This window comes from Aggregatibacter valvarum (assembly GCF_980468985.1).
Genome location: NZ_OZ413141.1, coordinates 1,217,645 through 1,243,993 on the forward strand (window position 1 = coordinate 1,217,645; position 26,349 = coordinate 1,243,993).

General features: G+C 44.1%; 19 protein-coding genes, 2 rRNA genes and 1 pseudogene. 4 read left to right on the forward strand and 18 right to left on the reverse strand.

From position 1 onward, the window contains the following. Positions 1–49 precede the first annotated feature (49 nt). Entirely contained in the window at positions 50–526 is a 477-nt protein-coding gene (gene rnhA, locus AC30SF_RS05695; protein ID WP_489607847.1) for a ribonuclease HI, read from the forward strand. On the opposite strand, the gene uvrD is transcribed toward rnhA, so the two are convergent. Continuing rightward, positions 523–2,697 (reverse strand): DNA helicase II, encoded by a 2,175-nt coding sequence (gene uvrD / locus AC30SF_RS05700; protein WP_489607848.1) that lies wholly within the window; start codon positions 2,695–2,697, stop codon positions 523–525. The genes rnhA and uvrD overlap by 4 nt on opposite strands. Positions 2,698–2,929: 232 nt before the next feature. On the opposite strand from uvrD, the gene rbfA reads away from it, so the two are divergent. Both rbfA and truB read left to right on the forward strand, forming a co-directional pair. Beyond that, on the forward strand, positions 2,930–3,316 hold the full coding sequence (gene rbfA / locus AC30SF_RS05705) for a 30S ribosome-binding factor RbfA (protein WP_005700694.1): 387 nt from the start codon (positions 2,930–2,932) through the stop codon (positions 3,314–3,316). Further along, the gene (truB, locus tag AC30SF_RS05710) at positions 3,316–4,233 is read left to right on the forward strand and encodes a tRNA pseudouridine(55) synthase TruB (protein WP_489607849.1); all 918 of its coding nucleotides are present in this window, start codon (positions 3,316–3,318) and stop codon (positions 4,231–4,233) included. The genes rbfA and truB overlap by 1 nt, the downstream gene beginning before the upstream one ends. A 68-nt stretch (positions 4,234–4,301) precedes the next feature. On the opposite strand, the gene AC30SF_RS05715 is transcribed toward truB, so the two are convergent. From AC30SF_RS05715 to AC30SF_RS05730, 4 genes are all read right to left on the reverse strand, one after another. After that, positions 4,302–4,424 carry a hypothetical protein gene (locus AC30SF_RS05715; protein WP_376922810.1) on the reverse strand — a complete coding sequence of 41 codons (123 nt, stop codon included), beginning with the start codon at positions 4,422–4,424 and terminating at the stop codon, positions 4,302–4,304. A gap of 70 nt (positions 4,425–4,494) precedes the next feature. After that, positions 4,495–5,178 (reverse strand): hypothetical protein, encoded by a 684-nt coding sequence (locus tag AC30SF_RS05720; RefSeq protein WP_489607850.1) that lies wholly within the window; start codon positions 5,176–5,178, stop codon positions 4,495–4,497. Between the two features lie 106 nt (positions 5,179–5,284). Next, entirely contained in the window at positions 5,285–6,865 is a 1,581-nt protein-coding gene (locus tag AC30SF_RS05725) for a peptide ABC transporter substrate-binding protein (protein WP_489607851.1), read from the reverse strand. A 29-nt stretch (positions 6,866–6,894) separates the two neighbouring features. Next, on the reverse strand, positions 6,895–7,260 hold the full coding sequence (locus tag AC30SF_RS05730; RefSeq protein ID WP_290521603.1) for a YbaN family protein: 366 nt from the start codon (positions 7,258–7,260) through the stop codon (positions 6,895–6,897). Positions 7,261–7,397: 137 nt separating this feature from the next. Here AC30SF_RS05730 and prlC point away from each other — a divergent pair, with 137 nt between their 5' ends. Then, the gene (gene prlC / locus AC30SF_RS05735) at positions 7,398–9,437 is read left to right on the forward strand and encodes an oligopeptidase A (RefSeq protein ID WP_489607852.1); all 2,040 of its coding nucleotides are present in this window, start codon (positions 7,398–7,400) and stop codon (positions 9,435–9,437) included. A 129-nt stretch (positions 9,438–9,566) separates the two neighbouring features. Here prlC and dcuC read toward each other — a convergent pair whose 3' ends face one another. The 13 genes and pseudogenes from dcuC to AC30SF_RS05800 all read right to left on the reverse strand — a co-directional run bounded on the left by dcuC (position 9,567) and on the right by AC30SF_RS05800 (position 26,137). Further along, entirely contained in the window at positions 9,567–10,925 is a 1,359-nt protein-coding gene (gene dcuC, locus AC30SF_RS05740) for an anaerobic C4-dicarboxylate transporter DcuC (protein ID WP_489607853.1), read from the reverse strand. 171 nt (positions 10,926–11,096) lie between these two features. After that, the gene (locus AC30SF_RS05745; RefSeq protein WP_489607854.1) at positions 11,097–11,876 is read right to left on the reverse strand and encodes a uracil-xanthine permease family protein; all 780 of its coding nucleotides are present in this window, start codon (positions 11,874–11,876) and stop codon (positions 11,097–11,099) included. 20 nt (positions 11,877–11,896) lie between these two features. Continuing rightward, positions 11,897–12,469 carry a solute carrier family 23 protein gene (locus tag AC30SF_RS05750; RefSeq protein WP_489607855.1) on the reverse strand — a complete coding sequence of 191 codons (573 nt, stop codon included), beginning with the start codon at positions 12,467–12,469 and terminating at the stop codon, positions 11,897–11,899. A 780-nt stretch (positions 12,470–13,249) separates the two neighbouring features. Then, entirely contained in the window at positions 13,250–13,543 is a 294-nt protein-coding gene (cas2, locus tag AC30SF_RS05755; RefSeq protein WP_109860519.1) for a CRISPR-associated endonuclease Cas2, read from the reverse strand. A 3-nt stretch (positions 13,544–13,546) separates the two neighbouring features. Next, complete coding sequence (gene cas1c / locus AC30SF_RS05760; protein ID WP_489607856.1) at positions 13,547–14,560, reverse strand: type I-C CRISPR-associated endonuclease Cas1c; 1,014 nt, start codon at positions 14,558–14,560, stop codon at positions 13,547–13,549. A 302-nt stretch (positions 14,561–14,862) separates the two neighbouring features. Continuing rightward, on the reverse strand, positions 14,863–15,621 hold the full coding sequence (locus AC30SF_RS05765) for a hypothetical protein (protein ID WP_489607857.1): 759 nt from the start codon (positions 15,619–15,621) through the stop codon (positions 14,863–14,865). 275 nt (positions 15,622–15,896) lie between these two features. Continuing rightward, positions 15,897–16,547, reverse strand: a complete 651-nt coding sequence (cas4, locus tag AC30SF_RS05770) for a CRISPR-associated protein Cas4 (protein WP_489607858.1) — start codon at positions 16,545–16,547, stop codon at positions 15,897–15,899. 14 nt (positions 16,548–16,561) lie between these two features. Further along, complete coding sequence (gene cas7c / locus AC30SF_RS05775) at positions 16,562–17,482, reverse strand: type I-C CRISPR-associated protein Cas7/Csd2 (protein WP_489607859.1); 921 nt, start codon at positions 17,480–17,482, stop codon at positions 16,562–16,564. 21 nt (positions 17,483–17,503) lie between these two features. Beyond that, positions 17,504–19,576: pseudogene (gene cas8c, locus AC30SF_RS05780) on the reverse strand (type I-C CRISPR-associated protein Cas8c/Csd1). An 11-nt stretch (positions 19,577–19,587) separates the two neighbouring features. Further along, positions 19,588–20,295, reverse strand: coding sequence for a type I-C CRISPR-associated protein Cas5c (gene cas5c, locus AC30SF_RS05785; protein ID WP_489607860.1), 708 nt, complete (start codon positions 20,293–20,295; stop codon positions 19,588–19,590). 7 nt (positions 20,296–20,302) lie between these two features. Then, a complete protein-coding gene (gene cas3, locus AC30SF_RS05790) occupies positions 20,303–22,789 on the reverse strand; it encodes a CRISPR-associated helicase Cas3' (protein ID WP_489607861.1) in 2,487 nt (828 codons plus the stop codon). A 162-nt stretch (positions 22,790–22,951) separates the two neighbouring features. Further along, positions 22,952–23,067, reverse strand: a 5S ribosomal RNA gene (gene rrf / locus AC30SF_RS05795). Between the two features lie 173 nt (positions 23,068–23,240). Continuing rightward, positions 23,241–26,137: ribosomal RNA gene (locus tag AC30SF_RS05800) — 23S ribosomal RNA — on the reverse strand. Positions 26,138–26,349: the final 212 nt, after the last annotated feature.

Sequence of the window (26,349 nt, forward strand, 5' to 3'; positions counted from 1 at the left end):
CAAAAATTTCGGGTATTATCGCCTCATTTGCAATAAATTAGTAGTCAATATGTGTAAACAAATCGAAATTTTTACCGACGGTTCCTGCCTTGGAAACCCAGGCGCCGGCGGCATTGGCGTTCTGCTTCGTTATAAACAACATGAAAAAAGCCTCTCAAAAGGTTATTTCCTCACCACCAATAATCGCATGGAGTTATTAGCTGTTATTGAAGCGTTAAATAGCCTCAAAGAACCCTGCGACATTCATTTATACAGCGACAGCCAATACATGAAAAACGGCATCACGCAATGGATTTTCAATTGGAAAAAAAACAATTGGAAAGCCAGTAGCGGCAAACCGGTAAAAAACCAAGATTTATGGATAGCATTAGATCAAGCTATCGCTCGTCATAAGGTTGATTGGCGCTGGGTCAAAGGACACGCCGGGCACCGTGAAAATGAACTCTGCGACCAGTTGGCAAAACAAGGCGCGGAGAACCCGACATTGAATGATGAAGGGTATCGGCCGGAAAACGGAGAGGCTTAAAGTCTCTCCAACTTCGCCAAATGCGCAATCAACCATTTTATTCCTTGATTTTGGAACGCGATTTGTAAGCGCAAATTATTATCAGCCCCCTCTACATTAATCACCGTGCCAACACCGAACTTTTCATGTTTCACTTTTTGCCCCATTTTCCATTCGCTTTCGTTAGCAATCGGCGAAACGCTACCTACTTTGGCTTGATTTAAGGCGCGGGTAACGGTGCCGCGTAAACGGATTTCCTGCAAACATTGTTGTGGTAATTCCGTGATAAAACGAGAAGGCAAATGGCGTTCTTCTTTGCCATATAAACGACGGCTTTCCGCATAAGAAATGGTGAGTTTTTGTTTGGCACGGGTAATCCCCACATAAGCCAAACGACGTTCTTCTTCCAAACGCCCGGCTTCTTCAAAAGAGCGGAAACTTGGGAATAACCCTTCTTCCACGCCAATCATGAAGACCCGAGGAAACTCCAAGCCTTTTGCCGAGTGCAAGGTCATCATTTCCACACAGGCTTGATGCGGTGCTGCTTGTTCTTCACCTGCTTCTAATGAGGCGTGCGTCAAGAACACGGTGAGCTCTGTCATGTCTTCCGCCTCTTCTGGCTTGATAAATTCGCGGGCGGCAGAGACCAACTCTTCCAAGTTTTCAATACGCACTTCGCCTTTTTCGCCCTTTTCCTGTTTATACATTTCATACAAACCGGAATGCTTAATGACAAAATCCGTTTGTGCAAACAACGGCATTTCTTCCGTATGCCGTTGCAAGGAATTAATTAATTCCATAAAGCGAAGCAAAGCGGTCGCGGCACGGCCTGCCAGTTTATTTTCCTGCAATGCCAAATTGGTGGCTTGCCATAACGTGATTTGATGTTCGCGAGTCAGATTACGCAAGGTGTCCAACGTGCGATCGCCAATGCCCCGTGGAGGCGTATTAATAACGCGCTCAAAGGCGGCATCGTCTTGGCGATTGGCAATTAAGCGCAAATAGGCTAACGCATCTTTAATTTCCTGACGTTCGAAGAAGCGCATACCACCATAAATACGATACGGAATTTGTGAACGAATTAACGCTTCTTCAATCACCCGTGATTGACTGTTACTGCGATATAAAATGGCGCAATCGTTGAGTTTGCCGCCGTCTTCAATCCACGTTTTAATTTGTGAGGCAACAAACAGTGCTTCATCCAATTCGTTAAAAGCCGCATAAATGCCTACAGGGTCACCTTGATTGCCTTCCGACCATAAATTTTTCCCTAGTCGATTGTTGTTATTGGAAATCAGCTCATTGGCCGCCTGCAAAATATTCATAGTAGAACGGTAATTTTGCTCCAATCGAATGGTTTGTGCATTGTCAAATTCTTTTAAAAATAACTGAATATTTTCGATTTTTGCACCGCGCCAGCCATAAATAGATTGATCATCATCCCCCACAATCATTACTTTGCCGGTGTTGCCCGCCAACAAACGAATCCATTCATATTGAATTTTGTTGGTGTCTTGAAACTCATCCACCAAAATATGCTGAAAACGTTGTTGGTAACGTTGCAAAATCAGTGGCTTATGTAAAAACAATTCATATGAGCGCAATAAAATTTCAGCAAAATCTACCAGTCCTGCACGATCGCAAGCATCTTGATAAATCTGATAAATTCGAATCCACTCTCGTTCTTGACGATCGTGATGATCATCAATTTGATTCGGGCGCAAGCCTTCGTCTTTTTTATTATTAATATACCAAGCGGCTTGTTTTGGCGGGAAACTTTTTTCGTCAAAATGATGTAATTTCATGAGGCGTTTAAGTAAACGCAATTGATCTTCCGAATCTAAAATCTGGAAATCCTGTGGTAAATCCACATCAAGATGATGGGCACGCAGAAGTCGATGAGCAATGCTGTGAAAGGTGCCGACCCACATGCCAAACAAACGCTGATTGCCGTCGGACAAGACGGATTCAATACGATGGCGCATTTCTGCGGCCGCTTTGTTGGTGAAGGTTACCGCCATAATGCTCCCTTCGGAGACACCTTCAACACCAATCAACCACGCAATTCGGTGCGTCAATACGCGGGTTTTACCGCTCCCTGCGCCCGCCAACACCAAATAATTGCCCAACGGCGCACTCACCGCTTCCCGTTGTTTATCGTTTAAACCGTCTAATAATTCTGCGAAATCCATTATTCTCACTCACAAATACTGTTTTTTTGTACAGGCGAAATTATAGCGAGTTTTGCTAAAAACTCAATGAAGGAAAGGGAAAAGAAGAAAAAGTGCGGTGGTTTTTAAATACGATTCGTTGCTTTCTAGTCTAATAACGCAAAAATCAGATTCACATATCACATTGCTTTTTCGTGCTAATTGACATGAATTCCAGTAGAATAAGCCCCTTATATCACAAAGGGTAATCATTATGGCTCGAGAATTCAAACGTAGCGACCGTGTCGCACAAGAAATCCAAAAAGAAATCGCGGTGATTTTACAACGCGAAGTGAAAGATCCGCGTATCGGTATGGTGACGGTGTCCGACGTGGAAGTATCCAGTGATTTGGCTTATGCAAAAGTGTTCGTCACTTTTTTATTTGATCACGATGAACAGGCGATTGCACAAGGCATGAAAGGCTTAGAAAAAGCCGCGCCTTATATTCGCACGCTGTTAGGCAAAGCTATGCGTCTGCGTATCGTGCCGGAGATTCGTTTTATTTACGATCAATCTTTGGTGGAAGGTATGCGCATGTCTAACTTGGTGACAAATGTTGTGCGCGAAGATGAGAAAAAACACGTTGAGGATAAAGACTAATGTCCAAACCGCGTAAACGTGGGCGTGATATTCACGGCGTGTTTTTGTTGGATAAGCCGCAAGGTATGTCTTCCAATGACATCATGCAAAAAGTGAAACGTATTTTTCAGGCGAACAAAGCTGGGCATACCGGCGCGTTAGATCCGCTTGCCACCGGCATGTTGCCTATTTGTTTGGGCGAAGCCACTAAGTTTTCGCAGTTTTTGTTGGATGCCGATAAGCGTTATTTAGTGACGGCAAAACTGGGGGAACGTACTGATACATCCGATGCGGAAGGGCAGATCGTTGAAACCCGTGATGTGAATGTTAAAACGTCTGAAATTTTGACCACACTTGAACAATTCCGTGGGGATATTTTGCAAGTGCCGACGATGTTTTCGGCGTTGAAGTACAATGGCAAACCGCTTTATGAATACGCCCGTCAAGGTATTACGGTAGAGCGGGAAGCGCGCCCGATTACAATCTTTGAACTGAACTTCATCGAATATAATGCGCCCTATTTAACCCTTGAGGTGCATTGTTCCAAAGGCACTTATATTCGCACTTTGGTAGATGATTTGGGTGAGGCGTTGGGCTGTGGTGCTCATGTGACGATGTTACGTCGTACAGCAGTGGCGGATTATCCGACAGAAAAAATGTTGGATTGGAATGCGTTGCAAGCTTTGGCAGAACCACAAGATTTGAGTTCGTTAGATGCCTTATTATTGCCAATGGATACTGCCGTGGCGAAGTTGCCGGCGTTAACCTTAAATGAAAGCCAAACGCAAGGCATTGGATTTGGTCAACGTATCAAATTCGATAACCTTAACAGGCTACAAGGTCAAGTGCGGTTATTTTCCCATGAAAATCGCTTTCTTGGCGTGGCGGTGATTGATGAGAATAACGTGATTCGTCCACAGCGATTAGTGGTGTATTGATAAACCCTTAAACGTTAAAAGCATTGCAATGAGCAATACTTTTAACGTTTAAGTGATTGATTCAAGAATTAAAATCGGACACCGGTTCCCACACCAATGCCTACGCCATTTGATCCGCCACCGGCGCCCACGCCGAATGAACAGGCGGTCAAACTCAGGCATAACAGACCAACCATGAGCCCTCTTTTCATATTAGATGTCCTCCACTTATTAAGCCCAATAACGGCATTATTGGGCATTAATCTATTGTGTATTTATCCTTTATTTTTTACTCAAACTTAATTTTACAACGCGATTACCGCTTAACTGACAATCCATTTTATAAAATTGATTACCGTTTAAACGCACATCCGCAATTAAGCGAGAATCACTTTTCGCCATATTTGCCGAACTACGGAATACCCGTTGCGTTTGAGCCACTTGTTGCAGTTTAGTAATACATAAATAATTTAATTTTGCATCGCTGCCGGTTTTAATATTCTCAGCATTTTTATCTGCACTATTTAAACCCAATATTTTTTGTAATTTCGCCCCTTCTTGAACAAGTGATGGCGGAATATTTTTATCCTCTGCACGATAACGTTGTTGTTGATGTTCAACTAACGTGAGCGCACCATTTTTATAGGCAAACGTCGTCGTTTCACTGCCTTTATTGACTTTAATGAGTTCCGGTTGTGGATTCAAAAATGCCGTATATTGCGTATCCAGTAAAATATACTCAAAGCGCGGTAAGTTTTCTGCCTGTTTTATGGCATTTTGTGATTCAGCCATTTCCGCTTTTGGCAATTTCGCTTTAGGGGATTCACTCTGCGTCTGCGGAGCTGTTGCAGAAGGTTTTGGTGAGTCATCACCGATCATGGAATTCCATGCGGACTCTAATGATGAACATCCGGTAAATAAAAATACCGAAGAAAATAAAACAGCTTTCGTGATAGATGAATGCATCATAACTCCTTATTCATAATCAAATTTGGCATAGTTTACCGATTTTTTCTATTTTCACAATATGACGGCACGGGGTTTATTATGCGCATAATCTTTCGTGTGATAGTTAGAAATTTCTACGAAATAAATCTTTACTGTAAATGACCTCAGTAGGATTGGATAAATCATAGCCGTTTAGGGTGGGATGAAGATAAATGGGGATCGTAGTTTGATATAAGGGCAATACCACATTTTCTTGTTGCAGAATTTGTTCGATTCGACTGTAAAGTGCGGTGCGTTCTGACGATGGAATCCGTTGTAAACTTTGCTCAAATAAGCGATCTACCTCTTCATTGTGGTAACCACTTATATTGTCCGGGCTGTGGCTGTAAAACAAACTTAAAAATGCAGAAGGATCGTAATAATCGGCGCACCAGCCGGCACGAGCAATCTGAAAATCGCCTTTTGCCATCTTCTCTAATAATTGTTGTTTCGGCAGTGCTTCTCCGCTAACCCGAATCATATCCGATTGTGCCCACATACGCATTAATGACTGAGCCATTTGATGTTGAAATTCGGTTTGATCATAACTTAACGTAACCTTTAACGGTGATTTCTCATTAATATCACTTTGAATTAACAACTGCTCCATTGGCGTTTGCTCCCAATGGCTTTCTATTGTTTGCATCGATATCGGCAAGAAATTATCACTTAAATAAATAAAATTTTTGCCACTCAGATTCACGTGACGAGAAGAGGCCATAATAGATAACGCTTTTCTGACCGAACTTTGTGCCAATTTCGGGTGTTTCATATTAAAGGCGTAGAAATAGGTACAAAGTTGCGGAAAATATTGCGCTTGCTCAGTTTGCGTAGGATTAATCACCAAATCCAAGTCGCCAAGCGCTTGTTGTGTCGTCATTTTTTGGTAATCCACCTGCTGAAACGACACCTTCTCTTGCGCCCAATAATGCGGATTTTTTTCTAAGTGAATCACATTATTTTCTTGCCCTGTCACATAATAAGCGCCATTTGTAATAATCTCTTTTTGTTCTGATGAATACTGAGGTAATAAACTGATATGCGCTAACATTTGTGGCAAATAAGGCGTCACTTTATCTAAGCTAATAAGCAAAGTGCGGTCATTTTCTGCCGCAATTCCAAGCTTATCAGCCGATAACTCCCCTTTTAATACTGCATCGGCATTGGCTAAATTCATGTATACCAAATACGATTTTAATGGACTCGTCGAGGTAGCTAAGACTTGCCAACTCGCCACAAATTGTTGCGCCGTTACCGGTTCGCCGTTCGACCATTTGGCATCTTGTCGCAAACGAAATGTCCATGTTTTGTTATCTTTCGTTTGCCAGCTTTCCGCCACCGCCGGAATCACATTACCACGCGGATCGTAAATCACTAATCCTTCAAATAAATCACGCAAAAGCGCCACTTGTGTGACATCTTCGGCTTGCGCAGGATTCAACACAAAATCCTTATATCCTGCGCGAATCAATAAATGCCGATTGTTCTGTGACGGCGTTGGTAGCGACGTTGACTGCGGCTGTAAGGTTTCCGTTGGGAGAGAAGAGACAACAGGTTCGTTTGACTTTTCATCACAAGCACTCAAGGCAAAAACGCAACAAAAAAGCACCGCACTTTTTAATGGAAGAAGACGAAAAGGCGCGCGAAAAAAGTGAACTCTATGCATGGCAATCATTTCATGAAAACAAAACTACCCTATTCTTCTTCCAGCGTTTTAATCCAGAAAAAGAAGAACCAATATTTGATCAATAAGACAGCAACGATGATGCTTTTACCGACAATGCTCGGCGTAAAATAAAACCCGATCATCAACATCGTGGTGGAAAACATCAGAATGGTCATTTTCGTTTTTTTCGTTAATGCCCGCTGTTCGTGGAAATCTTTTAAATGATTTTGATAAATCTTCGTGCCGATAAACCAATTATGTACACGTTCGGAGCCTTTTGCAAAAAAGAAAACGGTTAACAATAAAAATGGCGTGGTAGGCAAAATCGGCACCACAATACCGATCAAACCAAGAATAAGAAAAAGAAAACCTAACGTGATATAAAAATACTTCATAGATACCTCAAAACAAAAATTATTCGCAATTATCCCTGAATGGCTGGATTTTTCAACCTTGAAATCATAAAATCCTCCCCAATTTATTCAACGTTTAATCGTTATTTCCATCCGTTTTTCTTTTTAAGGAAGTCTTTATGTCAAACCCACTACTTACACCAACCGATTTACCTGCTTTTAGTAAAATTGAACCGCAATACATTGAATCCGCCATCAAACAACTTATTCAAGAAAACCGCGAAACCGTAGAACGCGTGGTAAATCAACCGCACTTTACTTGGGAAAATTTCATTCTACCGCTAACCGAAGCCGGTGATCGCTTAAGCAAAGTATGGTCGCCAATCTCGCATTTAAACTCGGTGAAAAATAGCCCGGAATTACGTGAAGCCTATCAAGCCTGTTTGCCATTATTGGCAGAATACAGCACGTGGGTCGGTCAACATCAAGGATTATATGAAGCCTATTTACAATTAAAAAATAGCCCTGAATTTGCCGGTTATACTCAAGCGCAAAAGAAAGCCATTGAAAACAGCTTACGCGATTTCAAATTATCGGGCATATCCTTGCCGGCAGAAAAACAAAAACGCTATGGTGAAATCGCGGCTCGTTTATCCGAACTCAACTCACAATTTAGCAATAACGTATTAGACGCCACCATGGGCTGGGAAAAGATCGTTGAAGATGTCAGCCTGCTCAAAGGCTTGCCGGAATCTGCCCTGGAAGCAGCCAAACAATCCGCAGAAAGCAAAGGTGTCAGCGGCTATCGCTTCACCTTGGAATACCCAAGCTATATTCCGGTCATGACGTATTGTGAAAACTGTGAATTACGCGAAGAAATGTATCGTGCCTTTGCCACCCGCGCGTCCGATCAAGGGCCAAATGCCGGTAAATGGGATAACTCGGCGATTATGCAGGAGATCCTCAGCCTACGCGTAGAATTAGCCAAATTATTGGATTTCAACACCTATACCGAATTATCCCTTGCCACCAAAATGGCAGAAAATCCGCAGCAGGTGTTGGATTTCTTAGAAAATCTCACTACACGTTCTAAAGCCCAAGGCGAACGTGAATTGCAAGAATTAAAAGACTTCTGCAAAACACACTATAATTTGACCGCACTTGAACTTTGGGATCTGTCTTTTTATAGCGAAAAACAAAAGCAACATTTATATGCCATCAACGATGAAGAATTGCGTCCGTATTTTCCGGAAGATCGCGTATTGAGCGGTTTATTTGAATTAATTAAACGCATTTTCAACATTCGCGCGGTAGAACGTCATGGCGTTGAGACTTGGCATAAAGATGTCCGTTTCTTCGATTTGCTTGATGAAAAAGACGAGATTCGCGGCAGTTTCTATCTAGACCTATACGCTCGTGAACATAAACGCGGTGGCGCTTGGATGGATGATTGTATCGGTCGTCGTAAAAAGATTGACGGCAGCCTACAAAAACCGGTGGCGTACTTAACTTGTAACTTCAACCGCCCACTTGGCGACCAACCTGCCTTATTCACGCACGATGAGGTCACTACTCTATTCCATGAATTCGGCCATGGCTTACATCATATGTTAACAAAAATTGATGTGGCGGATGTTGCCGGTATTAATGGTGTGCCTTGGGATGCCGTGGAATTGCCAAGCCAATTTATGGAAAACTGGTGTTGGGAAGAAGAAGCGCTACAGTTCATTTCCGGTCATTATCAAACCGGAGAGCCTCTACCAAAAGAAAAACTCAGCCAATTACTCAAAGCTAAAAACTTCCAAGCGGCGATGTTTGTTTTGCGTCAGTTAGAGTTTGCGCTGTTTGATTTCCGCTTGCACCACACATTTGATCCGAGCAAGCAAAATCAAGTATTAGCGATGTTACACGAAGTGAAAAGCCAAGTTGCCGTCATCCCTGGCGCAGAATGGGGAAGAATGCCACACAGCTTCAGCCATATCTTTGCCGGTGGCTATGCAGCCGGCTATTATAGCTATTTATGGGCGGAAGTCTTATCGGCAGATGCCTACTCCCGTTTTGAAGAGGAAGGGATTTTCAATCCACAAACCGGTCAATCCTTCTTGGATGAAATTCTTACCAAAGGCGGCTCTGAAGAACCGATGACCTTGTTCAAAAACTTCCGTGGCCGTGAGCCGCAATTAGATGCGTTATTACGTCATAAAGGCATTGCCTCATAATCAGTATGACGAACTAAAAAACGGCGCACTGTTTAATGCCGTGCGCCCTTTTCTTTTCTTTAAATAAGTAATAACGCCTTTCTCAATCTCAAAATACGGTGAAAACTCACCGCACTTTAAGTCAGAAAATTAAGCGCCCGGAATAAAAAATTCGGTGGCGATAATCACGCAAATGAAACCGACTGCCATTGGTACGGACATCCGTTTGACAATTTCAAATGGGGAAATTCTTGCCATACCGGATACGGCAACCACAACGCCGGACACCGGCGATAAGCCGCGACCTAAGTTGGAGGCTTGTAACATTGGCACGGTTAAATAGGCGGGATTTGCACCCATTTGGGTAGCGAGTTTTGGAATTAATTCGGCGAAGGCATAGAATGCCGCATTGCCCGAACCGGTCGCCATGGTGGCTAGAATCGTAATCACTGCTAAAACCAACATCATAAATAATCCGCTACCGCCGAAGGATTGGGCAGAATTAATCAGATTGGTGATAAAGCCAATGGTGCTTAAACTTTGTGCGAATACGCCGGCGGCAACCAATAACATCACCACACCGGCAAAGGCATCTGCCATGCCACGATAGGCAATCACTAAATTGTCGAAGGTTTTTTTCGCACTGAAATTACGTATGAAGTCGATGACTGCGGTGATCACAAAGCAAAGAATAATGACGGTGACGATGTGTAATTCAGGCAAGTTAAACCATTTACCATCAAAGAGGATTACACCGATGATAGGTAATAATGGCAAAATGGCGTAAAAGGTCGGTACATCGGTTCTGATTTCGGACATATCGACCGGTTTTGCACTCACTTTTTCTTTGCGATCCAAATAACGTTGCCAGAAGAAATGAGCCGCACCAATGCCACAAATCGCCACAATGGACACCGGCAAGCTGGTGGAAAAGGCGAATTCGCTTAATGATTGTTTGGAAATCTCCGCCGACAACACCACGTCTCCTGAGGTTGGCGATAAGATAATAGAAATCGGCGATGCACAAATGGCGGCGGCTGCACCACGAGAAATGCCCATATTAACCATGACAGGGAATAAAGTTGCCATTAATAACACACCCAAGCCTGTTGCAGAAGCAACCGCAAAAGACATCAAACAAGCAAGAAAATACGCCAATACCATCAGCACGTAAGGGGAGCGAATATTTTTTAACGGCATGGAAACGATTTTTACCACCATGTCGTTGGCGCCTAAGTGAGTCATGTAGGCGGAGAAACCGCATAAGATCATGATCATTAAGCCTAACCCACCACTGCGGTTGGAAAGCAAATATTTCACGTATTCAAGAATATCGAAATAGGCTGAGCCGGTACTTTTGACGTTTTCCGGCAAAATGGAATGTCCCATTAACACCGAAATCAATAACAAGACTAAACCGCCGAACATGAGCACGCCCGTCGCGGAATAGCCTTTCACGATATAGTAAGCGACCATAATAATCGCCACTAACCCGATGATTAAATCCATAATATCTCCTTAGGTTTAAAATCAGTTACGAGGGAAAATTTAGCGAAAAAATAGCAAGTTTGTAAACGACCTTATGTGGAAAACTTGAAATAGATCATAGAAAAAGTGCGGTGATAAATCATAACGTTTTTTTTAGACGTTTTTATCACCGCGCGTCTATCGTGCATTCGTTTATTTTTCGGTCAAATAAATGCTTTTATCCTGCTCATCTCGCGGCAGAATTAAATTTAACACCACTGCCGTAATTCCGCCTGCCGCAATGGCATTACGGAAAACTTCCGGCAACATTTTGAATACGTCCGGTTCAAAAGCAACACCCAATCCCACGCCGACGGCTGTTGCAGCAATGACCGCTTCACGACGGTTGATGCCGTGAGTCATGATAATCCGCACACCGGCAATAGCGATTAATCCGAACATTAATACCATAGCGCCGCCGAGTACCGGGCTTGGAATGGTGGTGAAAGCGCGACCGACAATCGGGAATAAACCAAATAACACCAAAATAGCCGCGATAAATTTCCCCACATGACGGGAAGCCACGCCCGTCATTTGAATGACACCGTTATTTTGGGCAAAGGTGGTCAGCGGTAGAGAACCTAGCGCAGTGGCGATCACAGACACTAATCCATCGGCAAACACCCCGCCGCGTAAACGTTGGCGAAATGCTTCGCCTTCATAAGGCTGACCGGAAACCATCGCCGTTGCGGTTAAATCACCAACGGCTTCAAATACGCTTAATAAATAGATGATGGCCGCAACCCAAAAGGCTGACCAATCAAACGCAAAACCATATTTAAAGGGCATCGGGATGGTGAAAAAGTCCACGTCTTTTAACGGTGAAAAATCAACCATGCCTAAGGTTAATGCTACGATGTAGCCTGCAATGAGTCCTACGGCAATGCCACTCATGCGTAAAAACGGATTGCGCATACAGTTAAAAATGAGCACAACAACCAAGACTAAGGAAGCTAAACCGATATTTTGTAACGAGCCAAACGCCTCCGTGCCTTTGGCGCCAAACCCGCGCCAAAATCGGTGATACCGATGTCAATCAAACTCAAGCCGATTAATAACACGACCACACCACTGACGGTTGGGGTGATGACACGTTTTAAATAAGGCAGCACCCAAGCGGCAGCGCACACAAGAAACGCCCCGACAAACGACACGCCAAGCAAGGTGGAAATCATGGTGTTTTCGTCAATGCCATTTCCTTTCATGCTGAGCCCAACGGCAATCATTACGCTGACGAAAGAGAAGTTTACCGATTGAATGGAAAGCATACCGGAGCCGATAAAACCGAAACGATGTACTTGAATATAAGTGCCGATACCGGACGCAACCATCGCCATGGAGACCAAATAAGCCGTCATGTGGACCGGTAAACCAAGCGCACCACCTACGATAAGCGCAGGCGTGACCATGGGGACGAAAATCGCCAATAGATGTGTAATGGCACTGATTAAAGCATTAAAAAAAGGCGGTTTGTCTTCTAAACGATAGACCAAATCCGCTTCCGCAGTTTGTTGTTCATGTTCCATGAGAGGATCCTTAGAAAGGGAAAGTGATAAGAGAATAATAGGGTCGAAATTTTAGTAGATTTTTAGCACTCGCGCAAACGATTGCTTTTTATTTTTAAAAAGATAATTTTAAAAAGGAAACATGAAAGTGCGGTGGATTTTTACTATAAATTTTTGTTGCTAGAAATTTTGAATACGAAGGATAAAAAATAATACAAAAAATGACCGCACTTTACTCTCCCCTCCACTCATTTCACAAAAATATAATACCTTAATGCACCATCCCCGTAGCGTGCAACTTGTTGCACGAAAACATCATTCATGCCACCTGAAGGTGGCTGCACAATCTCAGTAAAATCAGACCAATCTTCAACCTTGTTTCAACACACAGCCGCACGAAGGCGGCTGCACTCATATCGGTCAGGCACCGTCCCCAAACGGCGGTTTCAACACACAGCCACGCGAAGGCGGTTGCATCCGTAAATTTGTTGCATCGGGTCATAGAGCTTAATGTTTCAACACGCAGCCGCGCGGAGGCGGCTGCTTCGGTGAAAAAACAAAACTATCTCACAATGATTGTTTCAACACACAGCCGCGCGGAGGCGGCTGCTCCCTACATAAAAAAGCAAGAAAAATCAGCAAATTAACCACTGCATTTCGCTAACGGATTTTATGACAAGGAGTTTGGTAAGTATAACGGCCACATTGTCGTTATACAAATAGATTAATTCATCCAAATTGTTAAAGAAAACGAAGATCGCTACCCCATCAGGGTTTTAATGAGAACAACAGGTTAGCGAACTAAATGACAAGCACATCTTTAAATACATCTACTGCCGGTTTTGCCCCATGATGCTCCACTTTATTACGCCACTTACTGCCCAAGTGGTAAAAACGCAGGCTGTCACATGTGGGATCGTAGGTTTCCAACAGTTTGTTTTTCAATATGACCCATTGGTCAGGCGTGACATCACATTCAAATACTGAATATTGCGCCCGCACGCCGTAATCTAAGCAATGTTTTGCGATACGACGCAATCGCGCTTGCCCGTTTGGGTCGTCAAAAGAAATATCATAAGTAATCAGCATTAACATGACTTATCTCATCAAAAACGGCGGGTATTCCGCCAAATCTCCGCGCAAATGGCGCGCCAACAGCATGGCCTGAATATACGGTAGTAGCCCTATTTCTACTTCCTCGCCTAAAAATGGATGAACGATTTTCTCCTGCTTTTTCGCCTGCAAAGCTTGGAACAACAGCTTACGCGCCTCCGCTTTCAAGCTTACAGCGCCGCTTGCTTCGGTAACGAAATCCTGCGGTTTGATTTGCCCTCGGTTAATCAATGAAAGCACCAACCTGTCCGCCCACCACGCGCGGAATTCTTCCAAAATATCTTGCGCCAAACTGTCGCGCCCGGGCCGGTCGGCGTGCAGAAAACCCACCTGCGGATCCAGCCCCACGCCTTGCAGCGCGCCGCTGATGTCCTTGCCTAACAGACTGTACACAAACGACAACAGCGCGTTCACCCCGTCTCTGGGCGGACGGCGGTTGCGCCCGTCAAAAGAAAAGCCGCTTTTTTCGCTCAAAAGCTGCCCGAACACGCCAAAATAACGCGCCGCCGCATCGCCCTCAATACCGCGCACCACGTCCAGCTCCACCGCGCCCTTCAACTGCCGCAGCGAAATGTTCAAAGCATCGACCGCACTTTGAATCGCCGCATTCTCGCCGTAATTGCGAATCTGCCGCTGAAGCACCCGCTTACTCGCCTGAATCTTCGCCACAATGATATTGCGCGCAATCGGCACAGGATTTTGCTCCGACACCCGATACTGCGCCCGACGCAACAGCACATTACCGCTCTGCCGTCCCTGAAGCCGTCCCAAATAACGCCCATTTTCGGTAAAAAACGCCAAATTCACATTATTTTCGCCGCAAAACCCCAGCAAAAACGGCGACACCAGCACATTCCCAAAACAGAAAATATGCCCGATAGAATGCACCGGCAATTGCGCCACCTTCTTGCGCTCCTGCTCCACTACCAGCGTCTCCCGCTCCTTATGCAGATAGCTGCCTTGGATGGTGATATAGAGCGTGTTTTGCAGTTTGCGCATGGGGAAAACTCCTTGGGTTTTGAACGCAGTTTGGGGACGTTTAACAGGGGTGGGCTACCTGAAAAACGGTAGGTCGGATTCTCGAATCCGACATTTTCAAAATTGCAGAAAAAATTTCAAATCATATAAATATCAAAAGGTTGTCGGATACAAGTATCCGACCTACATAGACTGAAACATAAGGTCGTCTGAAAGTTTGAAACAATGGCTTGAACAACAAAAACCGCGTGCGAACCACACACATCTTACATTTTGATTTTAAAGGTGGAGGTGTAGGCTACGGTTTACTTACTTTACCCTAGTTACTCAACCTTTTTATATAAAACTGCGTTTCTATTCTCAAGTTTAATATCTAAATATCCATTATCAAAATTAGCAGTGCCAATAAAGACAATTTTATACACTGAATCTTTATCAAAACTTTCATTTATTGAACCACGATACAGGCTAGTTCTATACTTCCATTCTCCATCTTTATTTTTTGTTTTTATAACCCATCTAAAATAAGTGTTTCCTGTTTTTGATTTTTTTTCTTCAGATAAAATCTGAACATCCCCATAGAAAAGATAAAGCTTACCTGAAATATCTGAGTCAATCCATCCAGAAAGCCTTTGTTTTCTTATCGTCTTTTTTATAACCTTTTTACTTTGAGCATTTTCTTCCTCATCAAAAAGAAAAGAATTGTTTTCGATAGTCAGATTAGATTGTAATTCTGCTATATCATTTTTACTTGGCATTAATTGACGCATCATGCTATTTAACCGATTTTTTACTTGCTCAGAAGTTATTTTTTCTAGATACTTTAAAATAGTAGTTTTCCTTGCATAAGGATAATTATATGAGCAAGTATTTGAGTGAGGAGATGATGGAATACTTCTTAGATGAGGTGTTTTACCATGAACAAACGATAAGACAGCGATATAACATTCTGGACAAAAAATATGGTTTAAATAGGGACTGATATTGCCATGTTTATCATCATAATCTATCAAAACATCAACTGTTTTAATTAAATTACTCGCTCTATCAAAAAAATCTTCAAATTTTTTTAGTTTTGACATTTTTAACTCCTTAATAACCAAACTGTCTCACAAATATAGTTTAGCACATATAAATAAATTTAAAAATTAACGAATCTTCGTTCATAATTTATGGACTACTAGTTTTAGATTGAGACGAAATCTTTATAGAAATAAGATAAAATTAATATGTTAACAGATGTTTTTATAGTAAATTAAATTCAAACTAGTACATTCTGCCAATACCCTTATATGTCATTTGTATATAACAAGCATTGATGCCTTGTCTTCATTTGAATTCAATCTGCCATATTCTCCTATTCCCCAAACACCCCCTCCACATACCCCACACTTCTATCCCGTTTTCCCAACAACTCCGGCTGGCAAATCTCCACCAGCGAGCAGGCTTTGCAGCGTTTGCCGTAGTTAGGCGGTGGGGTTTGGCCACTGTTTAAGAGTTCGCGCACGGCGGCGATGGTGGCGAGGGTTTGGGCGCGCAGGTCGTCTGAAAACAAGACGGGGACGCGGTGACGGGTTTGCATATACCACAGCGCGCCCTCAGAGACGGTTTGTCCCGTCATTTCTTCCAAGCACAAGCCTTGGGCGCAAAGCTGGATTTCGTCCATCGGGTCGGGTTTGGGCTTACCGCGTTTGTATTCCACGGGTTTCAGACGACCTGTTTTTGTTTCCACCTCCACCAAATCCAACACGCCGCTGATGCCAAGTTTTTCCGCAGACACATGCACCGTCCGCTCAAAGCGCACGCCCTTGCGCATTTCCGGCTCGCCCGAATCCACCCGCTCGTGCAGCGCCTTGCCCTGCGCGGTCAAATAGTTCTCCGCCCACGCCTGCTCGTTATGAATCAAGGCACATTGACGCGGGCAAAAGGCGTAGTGTTGCAGGGCGGAAAGGGGAATCAGGCGCATGTCCTGATTTTCCCCTTGGCTCTCAGTTGAAAGTGCGGTCATTTTTTTGAATGTTTTTAGAAGCCGTCGATTTCCTGCGGAGTTAAACCATCAAGTTTTTCCAGTTCATAGCCACCATCGGCATTCACTTTCAGGCTGCCATGCACTTTGGCGGAAGAATATTGCCCTGCTTTGCTGTTGTGTTCCCACCAGATGAGTTTCAGCACCTGCATGCTGCCTTCTGGGCGGGCAGATGATGCGTCGCCTTCAAAGAGTTTGATGAGCACGGCTTTGATTTTTTCGGCATCGTCGTCTGAAAAGCCGGTGCGCTCGGCAAGTTGCGGTGACATAGCACCAAAGGCAACGTACACGCCATGATCGATGCGGTGTTTCATGCCCATGGTGTCGGAGCTTCGTGAACCGTCTGTTGTATCATCACCATTAACACTCTTCGTGATTTGTGTACTTGTAATATTTATTGGCTGAACACTGAACGCTGATTGGATTGTAACAGGGCCACGAATTGGAATAGATACTCCAGAACTTGAATTATCAGTTTCGCTTTGAATATCAGATCTGCCTTTTTTCGGTTTGAATGCAAATACCTGCCCAAAACTACGAACATCTATCCATTTTTCGCAAGCTTGTTTAGCAGTTCGATCTTTATTTTTAGGATCGCTAAAAGCATCCTTACCCAAGCCAATCTGTACTTCAATTTCCTGTCCATCTTTATTTTTAATTTTTATTTTATCGCTAGATCTAGCACGGCTGGCTAGGCTGGTCATGCCATCAGTTTTCTTTTCGTCCGATTGCACAAAAATGCTCTCACCACTGTCTTTCAGGCGATCGCGGATTTTGCGTTTCAGGCACACGTCGGTCATTTCACCAAAACCTTGGAAATCGGCACGCGGGCGGTTGCCGTTCAAAGGGTCGCCGTTAGGGTTGGCGTTGGTGACTTTCAGAATTAAGGCGAAATCGATTTTTTTGGTTAAGCTCATTTTGGTTTTCCTTTAAATGGGTTATTCGTGGGTTTCGGTTACTTCTTGCTCGGGTTGGTTGGATTTGTTGCGATACGCCATTTTTTGGCTGTGGTATCCCAACAGAAATTCTGGTTCCAAAGGTTTGTCTAAATCGCATCCTTCCTGTTTCAAATCATCCAGAACACATATAAGCTGATTAATTTCGTTTTCTCGATTACTTAAAAAGCCTATCGGGTTGGTTAAAACAAATTTTTCCGAAATCCTAACTGGGTAGTCTTTACGCAATCGATCTTTATACGGTTTCAGATTGGTTTCAAGCTGCTCCCATGTATGAAACGGACGCATAACAAAACGCTGCATATAGTTTTCCGCATTAGTTGCACGGGTTTCATTGGCTATTCTCAATGCGGTGCGTTCTAAATGTTCGGCAACTGCCAGTAATCTGCCAAATATATAATCGCGCGAGCGGTTTTCAGTATCTAAGCTCATAGAATATCTCCGTTGTGATGGATATTTACGGGCGTGCCAGCCTTTGTATAGGGCACAGGCAACGCCGATGTTTCTTTGCCAATTTGCAGAGCGAATTTTTTCTCCAGCTTCAGGGCGATAATTTACAAAAGGATTGCAGGCTACCTGAAAACTTTTTTGAACTAAGTCATAAGGGATGTGTACTGATTTGCCGCCCGAAATCACAGGTAGAAGACGGGCGTAAAGCTGTCTTCTCGATTTTCTATCCTTATCTTCAAATTCCGTCTTAGTTAACACTACTTCCGCAATACGTTCTAAGGAGGGGGCAGAAAAAATCCAAGATGATTTATATTCTTGATACCAAGCAAAATCATCCTGCCATTCATCTAAATCACGGAAATAATCATCCCTTAATTTTTCTTGATAAAATGCCAAAGACATTCTGCCACCTGTTTTTGATGGTTCATCAACAATTAATAAGGAAATTTGCTCATTAGCTGCCAGTTTTTCTTTATATCCATGGAATTTTTTCTTTAATTGTTCCACAGTTTTTAGGCCAAGATCGGCTGAATGATCAATCTTATCTTTCGCAAATAAAGAAGTATAAATATCATCTCCTTGATAAAGATTTGATAGAAGTTTATCCTCGTCCGATATGCAATTGTTCGACTAAGCTAAAATTACTTGCTTGCCATTTCGTATTCCTTGTCGATTAATCAGCCATTTCAGTGCGCTAAATGCCTTCTGTGAGGCATTTTTCCCTAGTATCACAGCCTGACTACCTAGTTCTGATTTGTCTCCATTATCTTTATCTCCATAAAATCTTCCTCGAAAGGTAAATCCAGTATCATCGTTAGCTGAAACCAATTTGGCATTACCGTTTATTTTTGGATAAGCTTCAGTCGGATAATCTAAATCTCCGGTAATACAACATAAAGATTTATGGCGACCTTTTTGTATCAGACTTTCTTGATATTCAATCCACCGACTCTGTATACAAGGCTTATTCCAAAGATCAGAATGTGGATCGTTAGATATTTCAACAGCCCATACAATGGTCAAGCTAAAAGGATCATCTTTTCCTGCCGACAAAATATTATTCTTGAAAGAAAAAATCTGTTTCTCTAACAAATCTTCAATCAATGAACCTTTTTGAATATATTGCAAAACAATATTTATTTCTTTCAAATTTCCGAACTCAGCCCAGCCAGATAATTGCTTTTCATAAAACTCAAAACAATCTTTATATTTTGCTTTTTCCGTATCGGCAAATTTCTGTTTATCTTCATCAGTCCCTGCAAGAAATTCTTTCCATTTATTTCCGTTGTCCTTCTCAGCCACTTTAGAAAGATATTCAATTGTTAAGTAATTTCCCGCTGTTTTAGCAATATATTGCAAGCCATCATGTAACGCATAAGAAGCGATAGTTGATCCTGCACGTTTTGATGATTTTTCAGTTACCTGTATCGGAACTTGTTTCTTTACCTCAAATCTCTCTGCCCCAACGAGCTCTGCTTTATCATTCAAAATAACTTTTAAATGAACCGCTTTGGACATATGAAACGGCAATGCCAAGTCTTCATCATTCAAACCTTGTTCTTGGACATATTCATACGTCCGATAAAGTTTCTGCATCCAGCTCATAATTCCAGCTCCTAGGCTTCGTCTTCCACAGGCTTAACGTTTTCGCCGCGCTTGAACGGTTTTTCAGGCTGCATTTTGCGGATAAATCGGGTTTTCAGACGACCTTCTGTATCGTCGATACTTGGAAACTTAATCACACCGTTTTGCATATTCGCCATCCAAAAACGGCTGACCAATTCGGGCTTTCCGGTTTCTTCGGGATAGCCGAAACTATGGAACATCAGGCCAAAATCCAAGTTATCGATTTCATCGTAAAATCCTTCACCTTCGCCGAAAGTGCACGGCTCAACATAGCCTTGGCAATCGCGCGTGCCGAGAAAAATATCCTGTCGCCCGCCGCGTTCCAACATTCTTCTGGCAATGGCGATGTGTTTGCCGAAATTACGGTCGCCAGCCAATTCTTCCCAATGCTCGTTCCATTCAAAATGAGCTTCCACTTGGTATTCCACGTCCTGCAAAAAGGTGTAAATCGCCAAGGTATTGCCGCCGTTCCAGTCCAGCGGTTTGGTGGATTTGCTTTGGGTGCGGATGGGCTTCATTACGCGGATGCGATCGATGCACCAAATCAACGTGGGTTTCCAATAAATGCTTTTGACAATGCCTTTAATGGCTTCGTATGTTGGCACTTGGTAGCTGAATTTTTCACCGCCGATTTTGGTAACAGGGTCGGTAAACAAGGCTTGCCGTCCCCATACGCGGAAACTGATTTTGCTGTCCATATTGCTCCTATAAGTCGTAAAAAGTCATTTCGCTTGTTTCATCTAAAGACAAGCCGAATTCATCGTTGTAATAGCGTTCATTCAGATAATAAATACCCGAGCCTTCAATGGCTTCATGCAGGGCGTTTTCTTTTTGCAATTTATCCCAAACGTTGGAAAAGACGTTCACGCTGTAACGCTGGGCTTTTTGCAAAGTGCGGTGCATTTCTTTCGGATCCCATTCGCCACAGAGTTTGGCAATGAGTTCCGCACCTTCACCATACGGTACAATCACGGCGTATGTCGGCGCCTCTATGGCTTGGAAAATACGCCCCGCACTTTTAAAGGATTGCATAAGCAACGGATACAAATCACGATTTCTCAAAATATCATTTTTTAGATAGCCACTAAATTTTGCACCTCTATTAAAGCAGTTATCGCTCAACCAATGCAGCAAACCATCATTTTTATTTATTGGATAAACCATTTCACCACTGCGGTTGTAAAAATAATACTCAAAATAACGCTTCATCGCTTCTGGCTGCAAAATATCCTGTCCGGCAAAATCGCGAAACACGCGTTCGGCATGGGTTTTGCCTGCCTGAATATCGGGCAATATCAGCGTAAAATCCTGTTCCTGCAAATTCAACACCCAAACCTGCCCTTTGCCTTTCTTCTCACCGTGTCGGTTACAACGTCCTGCCGCTTGGGCGATGCTGTCCAACCCGCCTAAGGCGCGAATCACGCAAGCCATGGAAATATCCACACCGGCTTCAATTAACTGGGTGCTGATGCAGATAACGGGTTGTTTGTTTTCCAGACGAGCTTTGATGGTGTCAAAAATCGCTTTGCGGTACACCGCGCATTGGTGGGTGCTTAAATGAAACAAGGCCTCGGGCGGCACGTTCTGCCCTTGGCAATATTGATAAAGCTCTTGCGCCCATTTTTTGGTATTGACGATAAATAGGCAGCTTGGGGTCGTCCGAAACTGTTCCAGCAAAAACGCGCCAGCCTCTGCCACATTCCAGCCACCTGCTTTTTCGTTGAATCGGATTTCCACGCGTGACAAATCAGCAAACAATTTGTCCAAATCCTGATGCTTGCCCATGATTTCAGCATTTTCAGGCAGCCTTAACAAACCGCGTGCAGCAATGCTTTCCCCTTTCCCTTCAGGGAAATTCTGCAAGCCCGATTCGCCGAGCAAAGGCTGCGTTGCCGTACACAAAACCGCCGTGCTTTTACCAAATATCGTCAGCCAGTTCAAAACGTTGCAAAACAAATGTACGCATTTCACAGGCAGGGTTTGAATTTCGTCAAAAATCAGCACCGCATTGGTCATCGGATGGATATGCCGCGCGCCGCGCGTACCGCCGCCGAACCAGGCATCCAAGAACTGCACCATGGTGGTAAATACAATGGGCTTGTCCCAGTTTTCGGATAGCAGTTTGTCCTGCCAGCTTTGCTTTTCAGGTTCTAAATTAGAATGGTGTTCGAGCACCCAATCTTCACCGAGAATTTCGCGCACGGCTTGGGCGTTTTGGTCAATGATAGAAGTGTAGGGAATGATGTAGATGATGCGGTCGAGATGGTGTTTTTGCGCATGATGGAGAGCATAGCGCAGACTGGCCAATGTTTTGCCGCCGCCGGTCGGCACAGTCAGTGTATAAACACCTTGAGAATCGGCCGCTCTTTTTAAGCAGTCGTCTGAAATTTTGCGGCGGATTTCATCGATAGGATAACGGTTTTCAAAACCTGCTAATTTGGCTTCCAATTGATCAATCGCCGTTTGCCAATCAGGTTTTTCCGTTAAGCGACGGGCTTCTTTTTGCGCTTCCCGCTCAAAATCCGAGCTGTTGATGCGGTCGGCATCAATCAGGCAACTGAATAGGAAACGTGTCAGACAGCCGAGATAAAATTCTTTGATTTTGTTATTGGTGGCTTGGTCAGAGAGAATCGGTTTCACTGCATTTAGCAGGCTGCGAATTAGGTTTTCACCGGTCAGTTCTTTCGCTTTTTGCAGAACAGCTTCATCGGCATTTTGCTCACATTCCGCCAAATGCGTTAGTTCATCAGTTTTATTAAACCGTTCAATCCATTTCGGATTACCTTCTCCATCCAAACAGTCAATCAAGCCTTCGCCGTGGTGTGATGCTATGCATAAACCCAGCATTTGCCCGAACAATTCGCCGATACCCTGCGCCGCACCGAATTTTCTCAATTCGCGGTAAACCCATTGCGCACTAGCGGTGGAATGATCCACTTTACTACCGTTCGGCGTACTTTCTTCATCATCGAAATCAGGATTAAACAAACCGGTTTCATCATGGAGATATTTTTGGAATTTGCGGGAATATTTACCGAAATCGTGCATGAGACCAAGGAATTCACCAACCAAATCTAAATTCAGTTTTGCGGCAAGCTGCCCAGAGATAGTAGAGGTTTCTAGTAGGTGATCAATAAGTAATTGCTGTAATCCATCAAGTTTACGTACATGAGCAATTGCATCTTTAGGCATTAAGAATCTCCTTTTGCTCAAAATAATATCAAGAAAAACGGCGTTTTAGTAATTCATATAAAATTCAGGGTGATATCAAACTAGCAAACAAAATACGCACATAATAAATATATAAAAATCAAAAACCCCCGATGCTTTCACATCAGGGGTTCATACGAATAAACTTGGCGGTGACCTACTCTCACATGGGAATCTCCCACACTACCATCGGCATAACAGCGTTTCACTTCTGAGTTCGGTATGGAATCAGGTGGGTCCACCGCATTATCGCCGCCAAAAATCGGTCGATGATATTCTTCTCTTTCTCTCTTATCTCTTTCTTTTTATTTCTCTGTCTTCTTCAAACTAAAACAAGCTGACTCTCCACTTTCTCTTCTTCGTCTACTCTCTTAACTGTTACCCTCTACTTCACTCCATGCTCCAGGTCTCCCCCAAAACACTTGAGCGTTGTATGGCTAAGCCTCTCGGGCAATTAGTATGCGTTAGCTCAATGTATCACTACACTTACACACCGCACCTATCTACGTCTTAGTCTTAAACAACCCTTACACACTTGATGTGTGGGAGAACTCATCTCTTGGCAAGTTTCGTGCTTAGATGCTTTCAGCACTTATCTCTTCCGCATGTAGCTACCCGGCAATGCGTCTGGCGACACAACCGGAACACCAGTGATGCGTCCACTCCGGTCCTCTCGTACTAGGAGCAGCCCCAATCAATTCTCCAACGCCCACGGCAGATAGGGACCGAACTGTCTCACGACGTTCTAAACCCAGCTCGCGTACCACTTTAAATGGCGAACAGCCATACCCTTGGGACCTACTTCAGCCCCAGGATGTGATGAGCCGACATCGAGGTGCCAAACACCGCCGTCGATATGAACTCTTGGGCGGTATCAGCCTGTTATCCCCGGAGTACCTTTTATCCGTTGAGCGATGGCCCTTCCATGCAGAACCACCGGATCACTATGACCTACTTTCGTACCTGCTCGACTTGTCTGTCTCGCAGTTAAGCTTGCTTATACCATTGCACTAACCTCACGATGTCCGACCGTGATTAGCAAACCTTCGTGCTCCTCCGTTACGCTTTGGGAGGAGACCGCCCCAGTCAAACTACCCACCAGACACTGTCCGAGACCGCGTTTCGCAATCTTCGTTAGAACATCAAACGTTAAAGGGTGGTATTTCAAGGACGACTCCATAATCACTGGCGTGACTACTTCAAAGTCTCCCACCTATCCTACACATCAAAATTCAATGTTCAGTGTCAAGCTATAGTAAAGGTTCACGGGGTCTTTCCGTCTAGCCGCGGGTACACCGCATCTTCACGGCGATTTCAATTTCACTGAGTCTCGGGTGGAGACAGCCTGGCCATCATTATGCCATTCGTGCAGGTCGGAACTTACCCGACAAGGAATTTCGCTACCTTAGGACCGTTATAGTTACGGCCGCCGTTTACTGGGGCTTCGATCAGGAGCTTCTCTTTCAATTACACCATCAATTAACCTTCCAGCACCGGGCAGGCATCACACCCTATACGTCCACTTTCGTGTTTGCAGAGTGCTGTGTTTTTAATAAACAGTTGCAGCCAGCTGGTATCTTCGACCGGTTCAACCTTCAGGGGCAAGCCCTTACAATCTACGCCGGCGCACCTTCTCCCGAAGTTACGGTGCTATTTTGCCTAGTTCCTTCACCCGAGTTCTCTCAAGCGCCTGAGTATTCTCTACCTGACCACCTGTGTCGGTTTTCAGTACGGTTTAGTAAAGCCTTTCGCTTAGTGGCTTTTCCTGGAAGTGTGGTATCAGTTACTTCAGCTCCGTAGAGCCTCGTCATCATCTCTCAGTGTTAAGGAAGTCCGGATTTGCCTAAACTTCCCACCTACCAACTTAAACGTACATATCCAACAGTACGCTAACCTAACCTGCTCCGTCCCCACATCGCAGCTTTACCAAGTACGGGAATATTAACCCGTTTCCCATCGACTACGCTTTTCAGCCTCGCCTTAGGGGCCGACTCACCCTGCCCCGATTAACGTTGGACAGGAACCCTTGGTCTTCCGGCGAACGGGTTTTTCACCCGTTTTATCGTTACTTATGTCAGCATTCGCACTTGTGATACGTCCAGCATGCTTCTCAACACACCTTCATCCGCTTACACAACGCTCCCCTACCCAACAGACTTACGTCTGATGCCGCAGCTTCGGTGCTATATTTGAGCCCCGTTACATCTTCCGCGCAGGCCGACTCGACTAGTGAGCTATTACGCTTTCTTTAAATGATGGCTGCTTCTAAGCCAACATCCTAGCTGTCTAAGCCTTCCCACTTCGTTTCCCACTTAATATAGACTTTGGGACCTTAGCTGGCGGTCTGGGTTGTTTCCCTCTCCACGACGGACGTTAGCACCCGCCGTGTGTCTCCTGAGTATCACTCTTCGGTATTCGTAGTTTGCATCGGGTTGGTAATCCGGGATGGACCCCTAGCCGAAACAGTGCTCTACCCCCAAAGGTGTCCGCTCAAGGCTCTACCTAAATAGATTTCGGGGAGAACCAGCTATCTCCCGGTTTGATTGGCCTTTCACCCCCAGCCACAAGTCATCCGCTAATTTTTCAACATTAGTCGGTTCGGTCCTCCAGTTAGTGTTACCCAACCTTCAACCTGCCCATGGCTAGATCACCGGGTTTCGGGTCTATACCTTGCAACTCAACGCCCAGTTAAGACTCGGTTTCCCTTCGGCTCCCCTATTCGGTTAACCTCGCTACAAAATATAAGTCGCTGACCCATTATACAAAAGGTACGCAGTCACCCTTGCGGGCTCCCACTGCTTGTACGTACAAGGTTTCAGGTTCTATTTCACTCCCCTCACCGGGGTTCTTTTCGCCTTTCCTTCACAGTACTGGTTCACTATCGGTCAATCAGGAGTATTTAGCCTTGGAGGATGGTCCCCCCATCTTCAAACAGGATATCACGTGTCCCGCCCTACTTCTCGTTAGCTTAGTACCACGACCTGGACTTCGAGTACGGGGCTATCACCCTGTGTCGCCAAGCTTCCCAGCTTGTTCCTCTGTCTCTATCGCTATCACTAACAGGCTCTTTCGCTTTCGCTCGCCGCTACTCACAAAATCTCGGTTGATTTCTTTTCCTCGGGGTACTTAGATGTTTCAGTTCTCCCGGTTCGCCTCACTTACCTATGAATTCAGTAAGTGATAGTAGATTCTTCATCTACTGGGTTTCCCCATTCGGACATCTTGGATTAAACGCCTCTTATCGACTCATCCAAGCTTTTCGCAGATTAGCACGTCCTTCTTCGCCTCTGATTGCCAAGGCATCCACCTTGTACGCTTTGTCACTTAGCCATACAACCTCAAGTATTCTTAGGATGAACAATCTGATGAAGATAAAATGGAATTTAAAGTTAAAATCCACTCTACATCACAGATTGACGCTAAAAACACGTTAGGTTTGTCAGCCGTAACAGTTAATTTATTCAGAATCATTGCCTTTTATCAATGACCCTTACTCAGACTTTCTTGAAAGTCTCGTTTTCAGCTTGTTTCCAGTTTGTTAA

Coding starts and splice junctions, on each gene's coding strand:
- rnhA (WP_489607847.1), top strand. CDS start 50: ATGTGTAAACAAATCGAAATTTTTACCGACGGTTCCTGCCTTGGAAAC.
- uvrD (WP_489607848.1), bottom strand. CDS start 2,697: ATGGATTTCGCAGAATTATTAGACGGTTTAAACGATAAACAACGGGAA.
- rbfA (WP_005700694.1), top strand. CDS start 2,930: ATGGCTCGAGAATTCAAACGTAGCGACCGTGTCGCACAAGAAATCCAA.
- truB (WP_489607849.1), top strand. CDS start 3,316: ATGTCCAAACCGCGTAAACGTGGGCGTGATATTCACGGCGTGTTTTTG.
- AC30SF_RS05715 (WP_376922810.1), bottom strand. CDS start 4,424: ATGAAAAGAGGGCTCATGGTTGGTCTGTTATGCCTGAGTTTGACCGCC.
- AC30SF_RS05720 (WP_489607850.1), bottom strand. CDS start 5,178: ATGCATTCATCTATCACGAAAGCTGTTTTATTTTCTTCGGTATTTTTA.
- AC30SF_RS05725 (WP_489607851.1), bottom strand. CDS start 6,865: ATGCATAGAGTTCACTTTTTTCGCGCGCCTTTTCGTCTTCTTCCATTA.
- AC30SF_RS05730 (WP_290521603.1), bottom strand. CDS start 7,260: ATGAAGTATTTTTATATCACGTTAGGTTTTCTTTTTCTTATTCTTGGT.
- prlC (WP_489607852.1), top strand. CDS start 7,398: ATGTCAAACCCACTACTTACACCAACCGATTTACCTGCTTTTAGTAAA.
- dcuC (WP_489607853.1), bottom strand. CDS start 10,925: ATGGATTTAATCATCGGGTTAGTGGCGATTATTATGGTCGCTTACTAT.
- AC30SF_RS05750 (WP_489607855.1), bottom strand. CDS start 12,469: ATGGAACATGAACAACAAACTGCGGAAGCGGATTTGGTCTATCGTTTA.
- cas2 (WP_109860519.1), bottom strand. CDS start 13,543: ATGTTAATGCTGATTACTTATGATATTTCTTTTGACGACCCAAACGGG.
- cas1c (WP_489607856.1), bottom strand. CDS start 14,560: ATGCGCAAACTGCAAAACACGCTCTATATCACCATCCAAGGCAGCTAT.
- AC30SF_RS05765 (WP_489607857.1), bottom strand. CDS start 15,621: ATGTCAAAACTAAAAAAATTTGAAGATTTTTTTGATAGAGCGAGTAAT.
- cas4 (WP_489607858.1), bottom strand. CDS start 16,547: ATGACCGCACTTTCAACTGAGAGCCAAGGGGAAAATCAGGACATGCGC.
- cas7c (WP_489607859.1), bottom strand. CDS start 17,482: ATGAGCTTAACCAAAAAAATCGATTTCGCCTTAATTCTGAAAGTCACC.
- cas5c (WP_489607860.1), bottom strand. CDS start 20,295: ATGGACAGCAAAATCAGTTTCCGCGTATGGGGACGGCAAGCCTTGTTT.
- cas3 (WP_489607861.1), bottom strand. CDS start 22,789: ATGCCTAAAGATGCAATTGCTCATGTACGTAAACTTGATGGATTACAG.